Source organism: Pseudonocardia sp. N23 (genome assembly GCF_002583555.1).
GTDB lineage: Bacteria > Actinomycetota > Actinomycetes > Mycobacteriales > Pseudonocardiaceae > Pseudonocardia.
The window spans coordinates 73,579-85,148 of record NZ_BEGX01000045.1 but is presented as its reverse complement, the minus strand read 5'-3'; the positions used below and the strand labels follow the sequence as shown (position 1 = coordinate 85,148).

At 73.1% G+C, this 11,570-nt stretch carries 12 protein-coding genes; 7 read left to right on the top strand and 5 right to left on the bottom strand.

The window, feature by feature from the left end:
• From TOK_RS12495 to TOK_RS12470, 6 genes are all read left to right on the top strand, one after another.
• Positions 1-1,372, top strand: a 1,372-nt coding sequence (locus TOK_RS12495) for a glycosyltransferase family 2 protein (RefSeq protein ID WP_098958005.1), incomplete at its 5' end; no start/stop codon positions are given.
• Positions 1,369-1,932, top strand: a complete 564-nt coding sequence (locus TOK_RS12490) for an exosortase/archaeosortase family protein (protein ID WP_172457544.1) — start codon at positions 1,369-1,371, stop codon at positions 1,930-1,932. The genes TOK_RS12495 and TOK_RS12490, both read left to right, overlap by 4 nt.
• Positions 1,925-2,623 carry a hypothetical protein gene (locus TOK_RS12485; RefSeq protein WP_141566366.1) on the top strand — a complete coding sequence of 233 codons (699 nt, stop codon included), beginning with the start codon at positions 1,925-1,927 and terminating at the stop codon, positions 2,621-2,623. The genes TOK_RS12490 and TOK_RS12485 overlap by 8 nt, the downstream gene beginning before the upstream one ends.
• A complete protein-coding gene (locus TOK_RS12480) occupies positions 2,620-3,558 on the top strand; it encodes an ATP-grasp domain-containing protein (protein WP_098958002.1) in 939 nt (312 codons plus the stop codon). The genes TOK_RS12485 and TOK_RS12480 overlap by 4 nt, the downstream gene beginning before the upstream one ends.
• Positions 3,555-4,679 (top strand): non-hydrolyzing UDP-N-acetylglucosamine 2-epimerase, encoded by a 1,125-nt coding sequence (gene wecB / locus TOK_RS12475; RefSeq protein ID WP_098958001.1) that lies wholly within the window; start codon positions 3,555-3,557, stop codon positions 4,677-4,679. Before TOK_RS12480 ends, wecB begins: the two co-directional genes overlap by 4 nt.
• A complete protein-coding gene (locus TOK_RS12470) occupies positions 4,676-5,491 on the top strand; it encodes an HAD family hydrolase (protein WP_098958000.1) in 816 nt (271 codons plus the stop codon). The genes wecB and TOK_RS12470 overlap by 4 nt, the downstream gene beginning before the upstream one ends.
• On the opposite strand, the gene TOK_RS12465 is transcribed toward TOK_RS12470, so the two are convergent.
• From TOK_RS12465 to infC, 4 genes are all read right to left on the bottom strand, one after another.
• Positions 5,443-6,276: an RNA methyltransferase gene (locus tag TOK_RS12465; protein ID WP_098957999.1), complete on the bottom strand. Its 834-nt coding sequence runs from the start codon at positions 6,274-6,276 to the stop codon at positions 5,443-5,445. The genes TOK_RS12470 and TOK_RS12465 overlap by 49 nt on opposite strands.
• An 8-nt stretch (positions 6,277-6,284) precedes the next feature.
• Complete coding sequence (gene rplT / locus TOK_RS12460; protein ID WP_098957998.1) at positions 6,285-6,671, bottom strand: 50S ribosomal protein L20; 387 nt, start codon at positions 6,669-6,671, stop codon at positions 6,285-6,287.
• A gap of 80 nt (positions 6,672-6,751) precedes the next feature.
• Positions 6,752-6,946, bottom strand: coding sequence for a 50S ribosomal protein L35 (rpmI, locus tag TOK_RS12455; RefSeq protein WP_098957997.1), 195 nt, complete (start codon positions 6,944-6,946; stop codon positions 6,752-6,754).
• A 73-nt stretch (positions 6,947-7,019) separates the two neighbouring features.
• Positions 7,020-7,640 carry a translation initiation factor IF-3 gene (infC, locus tag TOK_RS12450; protein WP_216361958.1) on the bottom strand — a complete coding sequence of 207 codons (621 nt, stop codon included), beginning with the start codon at positions 7,638-7,640 and terminating at the stop codon, positions 7,020-7,022.
• Positions 7,641-8,075: 435 nt separating this feature from the next.
• On the opposite strand from infC, the gene TOK_RS12440 reads away from it, so the two are divergent.
• On the top strand, positions 8,076-8,270 hold the full coding sequence (locus TOK_RS12440) for a hypothetical protein (RefSeq protein ID WP_098957994.1): 195 nt from the start codon (positions 8,076-8,078) through the stop codon (positions 8,268-8,270).
• Between the two features lie 157 nt (positions 8,271-8,427).
• Here the strand turns inward: TOK_RS12440 and uvrA are convergent, their stop codons facing one another.
• Positions 8,428-11,337 (bottom strand): excinuclease ABC subunit UvrA, encoded by a 2,910-nt coding sequence (uvrA, locus tag TOK_RS12435; RefSeq protein ID WP_098957993.1) that lies wholly within the window; start codon positions 11,335-11,337, stop codon positions 8,428-8,430.
• Positions 11,338-11,570: the final 233 nt, after the last annotated feature.

Below are 11,570 nucleotides of genomic sequence, written 5' to 3'. Positions count from 1 at the left end.
GGCCCCCCGCCGCACCGGCGGGAGCCCGTGGGTCCTGCTCACGATCGCCGGTGCCGCCGTCGCGGTGGTCGCGATCGTCGGCATCTCGACGTCGATCTCCGCGCTGACCATTTCGCTGCAAGGGTTCTTCCTGCTGTTCTTCGTCCGGCACCTGGCGTTCGTCGCCGCGGCCGTCTCCGGCGACGCGCGCGGCGACGACTCCGCCGTGGGCGCCGACGGCGACGACTACACACCGCCGGTGAGCGTCCTGGTCGCCTGCCACAACGAGGAACGCGTCCTCGACCGGCTGCTCGGCGCCCTCGACGCGCTCGACTACCCCGAGGGCCGGCTTCAGCTGATCCTGGTGAACGACAACAGCGCCGACCGGACCGGCGAGCTGCTCGACGCCTGGGCGGCCCGGCGGCCGCGGGCACGCATCCTGCACCGCCCCGCGGGGTCGACCGGCGGCAAGTCCGGCGCGCTCAACACCGCACTCGCCCACGTCACCGGTGAGGTCGTCGTCGTGTTCGACGCCGACCACCGCCCGCGCCCCGACGTCGTGCTGCGGCTCGCCCGGCACTTCGCCGACCCCGGCGTCGGCGCCGTGCAGGGCCGCTGCCGCATCCTCAACGGCGGTGAGACCCTGGTGTCCGAGCTGGTGGAGATCGACTACCTCGGCGGCTACCTCGTGAACGAGTACGGCCGCCAGGCCGTGTTCCGGCTGCCCGCCTACGGCGGCGCGTGCTGCGCGGTCCGCACCGCGAGCCTGCACGCCGCGGGCGGCTGGAACGAGAACACCGTCACCGAGGACACCGACCTCACGCTGCGGCTGCTCCTGTCGGGGCGGCGCGTCTGCTACGACGTCACCGCCGTCGACGAGGAGGAGGCGGTGAAGACGCTGCGCCGCTACTGGACCCAGCGCTACCGCTGGGCGCGCGGTCACCAGCAGGTCTGGCGCGACTTCCGGCGCGCGGTGTGGCAGTCGAGCAGGCTCTCGGCACTGGAGAAGCTCGAGACGCTGATGTTCCTGCTGGTCTTCCACCTGCCCGTGCTCGCCGTCGTCGGCATCGGGCTGCTCGTCGCCGGGCTCGCCGGCGTCGGGTCGACGTCGACACCGGTCGACCAGGCCACCTCGGTGCTGTGGACGCTGCTGCTGCTCGGCCCGATGCTCGAGCTGTCGACGGGCCTGCTGCTGGCCCGCTCCCCCCGCCGCAAGGCCCGTGTCCTGCTGTTCTTCCTGCCGCTGTTCTTCGTGTCGATGGCGTTGTGCACCAAGGCCTGGTTCGACGGCATCCTCGGCAGGCCCTACACGTGGGCGAAGACGAAGCGGTCCGGCGACACGGACGGCCCGGCCGTCCCCGCGACACCCGAGCAGCAGGGGGCGGCCCCGTGACCGGCCGTGCGCTCGGGATCCTCGCCCGCCCCGTCGGCGTGATCGTCGGCGTGCTCGTCGTGTTCTTCCTCCTCGACTCCTCGTTCCGCCGCGTCGAGGCCGGCGCGTCGGCGTGGGTCCTGCACACCCTCGGGGTGGCCGACGAGGCCGTCGTCCTCGTCCCGGGCTCCTCGGTCGCGGTGTTCCCGCAGTCGGCGGGCCCGTTCCTGGCGACGGTGACGTCGTCCTGCTCGTCGCTGTCGTCGCTGCTCGCCGTGGCCTTCCTGGGGCTGTTCACGCCCCGGCGCGCGCCGGTCCGCCGGGTCGCCGCGCTCGTCGCCGCGTGCGCCGTGATCCTCGCGGGCAACCTCGCCCGGATCGCCGCCTCGCTCGCGATCGGGCTGGCCGCCGGCCCGGCCAGCCTCGTGCTGTTCCACGACTGGGTCGGCAGCCTCTTCGCCTTCGCCTACACCGTCGGCGGCTACCTGCTGATGCTGTGGGTCCTGCTGCCGCGCAACGACGAAGGCGGGGACGTTCCACAGATTGTGCGTTCGTACCGATCGGGGGTCGGGGTTGTCTGAGATGTGGGAGCTGGCGCTGCAGTGGGCGCAGGACTGGGCCTGGGCGGGCGCCGGGGTGGCGATGGTGGGTTGCGCGGTCTGCTGGCGCATCGTGCGCCGCCGCCGGATCCGGTCGCGGCTCGAGGTCAGGCTGGCCGACGCCGACCCCGCCCGCCGCCGCGCCGCCGTCGAGGTGGCGACGGAGCAGGGCCTGCGGACCCACGCGGCGATGCTCGTCGCGCTGCTCGACCGCGAGCAGCACACCGGTGTCCTCGACGCGCTCGCCGCCGGGGTCCTGCGCAGCGCCTGGGAGCCCGCCGACCGCCCCGACCTGCTGCGGCTGCGGCTGTGGGCGCACGAGCACCGGGGCACCCCCGCCGGGGAACGCGGCCCCGACACGGGTACGGTCGCCGACGCCGAACGCACCGTCGCGCTGCACCCCGTCGTCCCACGGGTTCCGATCGCCCCACCGTTGCCGCGTCGCACACCGCAGGTGTGGACCGAACCCGGGACGGTGGCGCTGCCGCCCGTGGCGTCCCCGACCGTGGCAGCGCGGCGGGCCGCGCACCTCGCACCGGACACCGCGCCGCCCACCCCGCCGCGCGGGACCCCACCCCGCCACCGCGCCACGTCCGGCTTCCGTGCGGCACCGCAGCGCGGTGCCTACGCCCTGCTCTCGAACGACCACCTGCTCGCGGAGGGCAACCGATGACCACCGCTCCCGTCCTCGTCACCGGCGCCGGAGGCGCAGCCGGTGTCGCCGTGCTGCGTGCCCTCGACGGCGTGCGCGCCACCGTCGCCGCCGACTGCGACGCCCTCGCCGCGGGCCTGCACCTGGCAGGCGACAGCGGCGTCGTGCCGCGGGCCGACGACCCGGCGTTCGTCGAGCACCTGCTCAAGCTCGCCGACCGGACCGGCGCGACCACGCTGGTCTGCACGGTCGCCGAGGAACTGCCCGCGCTCGTCGCCGCCGTCCCCGACCTCGACCGGGCCGGGCTGCGCAGCTGGCTGCCGGGCGCCGCCGCGGTCGAGACGTGCGTCGACAAGTGGGAGTTCGCAACGGCCTGCGCCGCCGCGGGCATCCCGGCCCCCGCGACCGGCCTGGGCACCGCCGGCGGTGTCCCCGGCCCGTGGATCGTCAAGCCGCGCACCGGACGCGGGTCCCGCGACGTCCACGCCGCCGACGACGCCGACGACCTCGCGTGGGCGCTCGCCCGGGTGCCGGAGCCGCTCGTCCAGACCCGCCTCGCCGGAACCGAGTTCACCGTCGACGCCCTCGTCGAACGCGACGGCACCCTCGCCGGTGCGGTGCCGCGCTGGCGGCTGGTCACCAAGGCCGGGATCAGCACCGTCGGGCGGACCTTCGACCACCCCCCGCTCGTCGCCGCGGTCGGCACCTTGCTGGCGGCCGTCGGGCTGACCGGGCCCGCGTGCGTGCAGGGATTCGTCGGCGACACGGGGACATTCGCCTTCACCGAGGTCAACCCGCGGTTCTCCGGCGGGCTGCCGCTGTCGCTGGCGGCGGGAGCCGACCTGGTCGGCGAGTACGTGCGCGGCGTCGACGGGCTGCCCGTGCGCCGAGACCGGCTCGGTCACCGTGCCGGGGTCACCATGATGCGCCACTACGCGGAGGTCTACACCGGATGAGGCTCCTCGTCCCCTTCGGCACCCGGCCCGAGATCGTCAAGCTCGCACCCGTGGTGGCGGAGCTGCGCGCGGCCGGTGACGACGTCGTCGCCGCCGCCACCGGCCAGCACCACGACCCGGGCCTCACCGACGTCTTCTACGCCGAGCTCGGCGTCAGCCCCGACATCGTGCTGCGCCCGGGCGACGTCGCGGCGCGGCGCCTCGGCGACATCGTCGGAGACGCGCTCGAGACGGTGGCCGCCGTGCGCCCCGACGCCGTGCTCGTCCTCGGCGACACCCACACCGTCCCGGCCTACTGCCTGGCCGCCCGCAACCACCGCGTGCCGGTGATCCACCTCGAAGCAGGGCTGCGGTCGTTCAACCCGACGTCGGTCGAGGAGGTCAACCGCCGGGTCGCCGCGGCCACGGCCTCGCTGCACCTCGCCCCCACCGACCTCTCGCGGCAGTTCCTGCTCGCCGAGGGGGTGCCGGCGGAGCGGATCGCCGTCGTCGGCAACCCGGTACTCGACGCGCTGCGTCTCGTCGGCGCCGGCCGCCGAGACCCCGCCGAGCGGGCCGGGGTGCTGCTCACCGCGCACCGGGCCACCAACGTCGACGACCCCGACCGGCTCGCCCAGCTCGTCGAGCTCGTCCACGACCTCGGCACGCAGGTCGGGCACGTCACCTTCCCGATCCACCCACGGACCCGGGAGTCGTTGCGCCGCAACGGGCTCTGGGACGCATTGACAGGCGCCGACGTCACCCTCACCGATCCCGTGCCGTACGGGGAGATGATCGGGCTGATCGCCGGGGCCGCCGTCGTCGTCACCGACTCCGGAGGTCTGCAGGAGGAGGCGTCCTGGCTCGGGGTGCCCGTCGTCGTGCTGCGCCGGTCGACGCCGCGCTGGGAGGGTGTGCACGCCGGATCGGCCGTCCTCACCGGGCTCGACGCCGCTCGCGCCCTCAAGGCCGCCGTCGACCTCACCGACGTCGCGACCCGCGACCGGATCGCCGCGCAGCCCTGCCTCTACGGCGACGGGCACACCGCGGCACGGGTGGTCCGGCTGCTGCACGACCCCGCGACCGCACGGCTGCTCACCTTCGACGAACCCGACTGGGTCGACAGCGAGCCGCCGGTATGAACGCTCCGGTCCGCGCGGTGCTCGTCGATCTCGACGACACCCTCTATCCCCAGGCGCAGTTCCTGGAGCTCGCGTGGCGCGCCGTCGCCGATCGCGGCGCCGCCCACGGTCTCGACCACGTCCGCCTGCTCGTCGCGCTGCGCGACGTCGCCGCCGAGGGGTCGGCACAGGGCGGGATCATCGACCGTGCGCTCGCCCGCGTCGGCGCGCCCACCGACCTCGTCCCCCTGCTCGTCCCGGACCTGCTCGCGGCGTTCCGTGCGGTGCGCCCCGACCGGCTCGACCCGTACCCGGGCGTCGTCGCGGCGCTGGAGTCACTGCGCGCCCGCGTGCCCGTCGCGATCGTGACCGACGGCGAGGTCGGCGGCCAGCGCGCCAAGATCGCCGCGCTCGGCGTCGGTGACCTGGTCGACGCCGTCGTCTACAGCGACGTGGCCGGGCGTGAGTACCGCAAACCGCATCCGCGCCCGTTCACCGACGCACTCTGGCTGCTCGACGTGCCCGGGTGCGACGCCGTCATGATCGGCGACCGGCCCGACAAGGACGTGGCAGGCGCGGCCGGCGCCGGGATGCGCGCGGTGCGCGTCGGCACCGGCGAGTACGCGGCGCGGGCCGACGCCCCGCGGACGTGGCGGCGGGCGGCGACGTTCGCCGACGCCGTCGCCGGGCTCCTCCCGCTGCTCCCCCGCCCCGACGGCTCCGTCGCGGGTCAGGCGGTCGCAGCAGGTCAGGCGGTCGCAGCGGGTCAGGCCGCCGCGGCGGATCAGGCGGTCGCGGCCGCGAGCCTGGTCCGGGCGGCCACCGAGCCGTAGAGGCAGATCGCGGCGGCCGTCGCGAGGTTGAGGCTCTCGGCGCGGCCGTGGATCGGCACCGACACCCGATGGTCGGCGGCGGCGAGCATCTCGGCGGGGACGCCGTGCGCCTCGTTGCCGAACAGCCACGCCACCCGGCCACCGAGCACGGCGTCGGCCCCGGGATCGTGCAGGTCGACCTCGCCGCGGGCGTCGGCGGCCAGCAGGACCAGGCCCGCGGCGCGGCAGGCGTCGAGGACCGCGCCGGCGTCCCGGTCACGGGCGAGCGGGAGATGGAAGACGCTGCCGGTCGACGCGCGGACGGCCTTGCCGTTGTGCGGGTCGACCGTGTCGCCGGCGAGCAGCACCGCGTCGGCTCCCGCGGCGTCGGCACAGCGGACGACGGTCCCGACGTTGCCCGGGTCGGCCACTCCGGCCAGCACCGCGACCAGCCCCGGTCCTGCGCTCCCCGGCCGGACGGCCAGCGCCGCGGCGAGTGGCACGTCGAGGAGATCGCAGACGGCGACGAGGCCCTGCGGGGTGACGGTGTCCGACAGGCCCGCCGCGGCGACGTCGGTGACGTCGACGATGCGGACCCCGGAGGCGCGGGCGTCGACGAGCAGATCGGGATGGCGGGCCGCGGCGGCGGGCGTCACGAAGAGCTCATGGACCGTGTGCGGCGCGGCCAGCGCCTCCCGGAGGGCCTGGGCGCCCTCGACGAGGAAACGCCCGGCCCTCTCACGACCCGCGCGCCGCAGCAGCTTGCGGGCTGCCGCGACGCGCGGGGTGCGTTCTGTTCCGAGCACCGGCTCGCTCAGGCGGCGGTGTCCTTCTGCGTGTCGTGGGCGGGCACGTTGGCACGTGCCAGCTCGACGAGCGCGGTGAAGGCGGCCGGGTCGCTGATCGCCAGCTCCGACAGGTTCTTGCGGTCGACCTCGACACCCGCGGCCTTGAGGCCCTGGATGAAGCGGTTGTAGGTCATGCCGTTCGCGCGTGCGCCCGCGTTGATGCGGGTGATCCACAGCTGCCGGAACTCGCCCTTCTTCGCGCGACGGTCGCGATAGGCGTAGTTCAGCGAGTGGAGCATCTGCTCCTTCGCCTTGCGGTACAAGCGGGAGCGCTGGCCCCGGTAGCCGCTCGCCTGCTCGAGGGTCGAGCGGCGCTTCTTCTGGGCGTTGACCGCGCGCTTCACGCGTGCCATGGGTGTGGTCCTGTCTCTCGATCGGCCGGGCTCGGCGTGGGTGCGCGCCGGGTCCGGCCGGTGTCAGCGGGGTGGAAGGCTCAGCGCCCGAGGAGCTTCTTGACGCGCTTCACGTCGGCCTTCGCGATGGGCACGGTGCCGGACAGGTCGCGGGTCTCCTTGCTCGACTTGACCTCGAGCCGGTGCCGCAGACCGGCCTGCTGGCGCCGCAGCTTGCCGCTGCCGGTCACCTTGACCCGCTTCGCGATCCCGCTGTGTGTCTTGTTCTTGGGCATGGCTGATCCGTTCACGTGTGACGTCCCGGGAGGACGTCGGTTCCTGTCGTGCGGTGGTTCCGGGGGCGGGCCCTCAGACCTGCTGCTGCTCGTCGGCCGTGACGGCCTCGTCGGCAGGCGCAGCCTCGTCCGCGGTCGGCTCGGCCGCGTGCGCGGCGCGCTTGACCGGCTTCTTGAGCGGAGCGATCACCATCGTCATGTTGCGGCCGTCCTGCTTGGGCGCGGCCTCGACGACGCCCAGGTCCACGACGTCCTCGGCCAGGCGCTGCAGCAGCCGGAAACCGAGTTCCGGACGGGACTGCTCGCGGCCACGGAACATGATCGTGACCTTGACCTTGTTCCCACCTTCGAGGAAGCGCACGACGTTGCGCTTCTTGGTCTCGTAGTCGTGGGTGTCGATCTTCGGCCGGAGCTTCTGCTCCTTGATCACCGTGAGCTGCTGGTTGCGGCGGGACTCGCGAGCCTTCTGCGCGCTCTCGTACTTGAACTTGCCGAAGTCCATGAGCTTGCAGACGGGCGGGCGCGCCTGAGCCGCGACCTCGACGAGGTCGAGCTCGGCCTCCTGCGCAAGCCGCAGGGCGTCCTCGATACGCACGATGCCGACCTGTTCGCCGTTCGGCCCGACGAGCCGGACCTCGGGAACCCGGATGCGGTCGTTGATGCGCGTCTCTGTGCTGATGGGGTCTCCTCGTATAGACGTCGTGTGCGCGGCGACGACAAGAGAGACCCGTGATTCGACACCGAGGCTGCACGAATGCCACCTCGGCACCGGACCTGAACCCGGCCACCAGGGGTGACGTCGGGTGGGAGCGGGGCTCCACTTGATCGCCCTGAGCACGTGCTGCCGATGCACACTGGGTACCCAGCAGTCAACGTGCGACAGGGTGGTCGCATTCCGTAGGGTACACGAGGCTCACGGATCGGACACCCGGGGTCGTGCAGGCCCCCCGCCGGCCACGCGGGAGCGGGCGGCCGGGCGGCCCCAGTGCGGGTTCGGATGGTCGTCGGTCTGCATCGCGCCCGCCAACCCTGAAGCCTCCGTCGACGGGCTCGACGTCGACGTCCCCCCGGTGGATGCGGCCCGCCGCAACGCCGCGGAGGAGGGCGTCGCCGACCGGTCCGGTTCCACGTGACCGACGCCGCGGGCCACAGCCTGTACGACCTGGTGCTCGCCGTCGAGTGCGAGCACGACCTGCCCGACCCCGCGGGGTACTCGCCGGGATGCGCCGGCTCGCCGCCCCCGGGGGCGGCGATCCTGGTGGTCGACGAGCGCGTCGCCGAGACGTTCACCGTGCCCGGTGACGAGGTCGAGCGCCTCGTGTAGGACTACAGCGTGCTGTGCTGCCTGCCCGACGGCATGGCGCATCCGGCCTCCGCGGCGACCGGGACGGTGATGCGGCCGGACACGCTGCGCTGCTTCGCCGCTCCGCCGCCGACGCCGAGCCCGGCGTGGATCGGCCTGGCTCGGCGGCAACGGTGGATCAGCTCGCGGCGACGGCCTTGCGCCGGGATGGCTTGCGGGCCTTCGGCGGCTGCGGGGTCACGAGATCGCGCAGGAACCGTCCCGTGTAGCTGGCCTCGACGGCCGCCACCTCCTCCGGCGTCCCTTCCGCGAGGACGGTGCCACCGCCGGAACCGCCCTCGGGCCCCATGTCGATCACCCAGTCCGACGTCTTGATGACGTCGAGGTTGTGCTCGATGACGATGACGCTGTTGCCCTTCTCGACCAGCCCGTTGATGACCAGCAGCAGCTTGCGGATGTCCTCGAAGTGCAGGCCCGTGGTCGGCTCGTCGAGGATGTAGACCGTGCGGCCGTTGGATCGCTTCTGCAGCTCGCTGGCCAGTTTGACGCGCTGCGCCTCACCACCCGACAGCGTCGGTGCGGGCTGGCCAAGCCGGACGTAGCCGAGCCCGACGTCGACGAGCGTGCGCAGGTAGCGGCTGATCGAGGAGATCGGCTCGAAGAAGTCGGCGGCCTCCTCGATCGGCATGTCGAGGACATCGGCGACGGTCTTGCCCTTGTAGTGGACCTCCAGGGTCTCCCGGTTGTACCGGGCGCCGTGGCAGACCTCGCAGGGCACGTACACGTCGGGCAGGAAGTTCATCTCGATCTTGATCGTGCCGTCGCCGGAGCAGCCCTCGCAGCGGCCGCCCTTGACGTTGAACGAGAACCGCCCGGCCTGGTAGCCGCGGACCTTCGCCTCGGTGGTCGACGCGAAGAGGGTGCGGATCTTGTCCCACACGCCGGTGTAGGTCGCGGGGTTCGACCGCGGGGTCCGCCCGATCGGCGACTGGTCGACGCGCACGAGCTTGTCGAGCTGGTCGACCCCCGTGATCCGGGTGTGCCGGCCCGGCACCTGCCGGGCGCCGTTGAGCCGGTTGGCCAGCACGGTCGCCAGGATGTCGTTGACCAGCGTGGACTTGCCCGATCCGGACACACCGGTGACGGAGACGAGCCCGCCGAGAGGGATGTCGACGTCGATCCCGCGAAGGTTGTGCTCGCGGGCTCCGACGATCGTCAGCTTCCGCTTCGGGTCGAGCGTTCGGCGCTTCTCCGGCAGCGGGATCGACCGTCGCCCCGACAGGTAGGCGCCGGTGAGCGAGGTGTCGTGCGACTCGAGCCCCTCGACGGTGCCGCTGTGCACGATGTAGCCGCCGTGCTCACCCGCGCCCGGTCCGATGTCGACGGTCCAGTCGGCAGCGCGGATGGTGTCCTCGTCGTGTTCGACGACGATCAGGGTGTTGCCCAGGTCGCGCAGCCGGGTCAGCGTCTCGATGAGGCGGCGGTTGTCGCGCTGGTGCAGTCCGATCGACGGCTCGTCGAGCACGTACAGGACACCGACGAGCCCCGAGCCGATCTGGGTGGCGAGCCGGATGCGCTGCGCCTCGCCACCGGACAGGGTGCCGGCGGGGCGGTCGAGCGAGAGGTAGTCGAGCCCGACGTCGAGCAGGAACCCGAGCCGCGCCTGGACCTCCTTGAGCACGCGGCCGGCGATCATGGCCTGACGGGTGTCGAGGACCATGCCGTCGAGGAACGTCGAGCACTCGGCCACCGACATCGCCGACACCTCGGCGATCGACCGGTCGCCCTGGTCGCGGTGCTCCAGCGTGACGGCCAGGACCTCGGGCTTGAGCCGGGCACCCTTGCAGGTGGGACACGGCACGTCGCGCATGTAGCCCTCGTAGCGCTCGCGCTGCGAGTCGGACTCCGTCTGGTCGAGCCGGCGCTCGAGGAACGGGATGACGCCCTCGAAGTTGGCGTAGTACGCGCGCTCACGGCCGTACCGGTTGCGGTAGCGGACGTGGACCTGGTCGTCGCTGCCGTGCAGGACAGCCTTGCGGGCCGCGTCGTCGAGCTTGCGCCACGGGGTGTCCATGCGGAAGCCGACGGCCTTGGCGAGCCCCGACAGCAGCCGCCCGAAGTACTCCGACGTGTGGCCGGCCGCCCAGGGGGCGATCGCGCCGTCGTCCAGCGTGAGGTCGGGATCGGGGACGACCAGCTCCGGGTCGACCTCCTTCTTGATCCCGATGCCGCTGCAGGCCGGGCACGCGCCGTAGGGCGAGTTGAAGGAGAAGGTGCGGGGTTCGAGGTCGTCGAGGCCGACGGGGTGCCCGTTGGGGCAGGCCATCCGCTCGGAGAAGCGCCGCTCGCGGTCCGGGTCGCCCTCGTCGAGGTCGACGAACTCCAGCACGATCAGCCCGTCGGCCAGCCGCAGCGCCGTCTCCACCGAGTCGGTGAGGCGCTGCTTCGACGACGGCCGCACGACCAGCCGGTCGACGACCACGGAGATGTCGTGCTTCTCCTGCTTCTTGAGCTTGGGCGGCTCGGCCAGCGGGTGGACCGTGCCGTCGACCAGGACGCGCGAGTAGCCCTGGGCCTGCAGCGTGGTGAACAGGTCGACGAACTCGCCCTTACGGGTGCGCACCACGGGGGCGAGCACCTGGAACCGGGTGCCCTCCTCCATGGCGAGCACCTGGTCGACGATCTGCTGCGGCGTCTGCTTCTCGATCACGTGCCCGCACACCGGGCAGTGCGGCACGCCGGCGCGGGCGTAGAGCAGGCGCAGGTAGTCGTACACCTCGGTGATCGTGCCGACCGTGGAGCGCGGGTTGCGGTTCGTGGACTTCTGGTCGATCGACACCGCCGGGGACAGGCCCTCGATGAAGTCGACGTCGGGCTTGTCCATCTGGCCGAGGAACTGCCGCGCGTACGCCGACAACGACTCGACGTAGCGGCGCTGGCCCTCGGCGAAGATCGTGTCGAACGCGAGGCTCGACTTGCCCGAGCCGGACAGGCCCGTGAACACGACGAGACTGTCCCGCGGGATGTCGAGATCGACCCCCCGCAGGTTGTGCTCGCGCGCCCCCCGCACCACGAGACGGTCTGCCACGGTGTGCGCCTCCTGAAGGTTCCGGGCCGTCGGACGGCCCCACGATCAATGCTAGGCGGGGGGTCCGACAGGAACCGCTCGCCCGGTCGTCGGGCGGCCGACGACCGTCGCGGCGCGCCGAGCGCTCACGTGCAGGCCGGGGCCACCCCATCGACATCGCGCCGACGTGTGACAGCCGTTCAACGCATCCCGGGGCGCCGGTCTTCCGTCCCCCGCGGACGCTGACAGGCTCG

Coding starts and splice junctions, on each gene's coding strand:
- TOK_RS12470 (WP_098958000.1), top strand. CDS start 4,676: ATGAACGCTCCGGTCCGCGCGGTGCTCGTCGATCTCGACGACACCCTC.
- rpmI (WP_098957997.1), bottom strand. CDS start 6,946: ATGCCCAAGAACAAGACACACAGCGGGATCGCGAAGCGGGTCAAGGTG.
- wecB (WP_098958001.1), top strand. CDS start 3,555: ATGAGGCTCCTCGTCCCCTTCGGCACCCGGCCCGAGATCGTCAAGCTC.
- rplT (WP_098957998.1), bottom strand. CDS start 6,671: ATGGCACGCGTGAAGCGCGCGGTCAACGCCCAGAAGAAGCGCCGCTCG.
- TOK_RS12480 (WP_098958002.1), top strand. CDS start 2,620: ATGACCACCGCTCCCGTCCTCGTCACCGGCGCCGGAGGCGCAGCCGGT.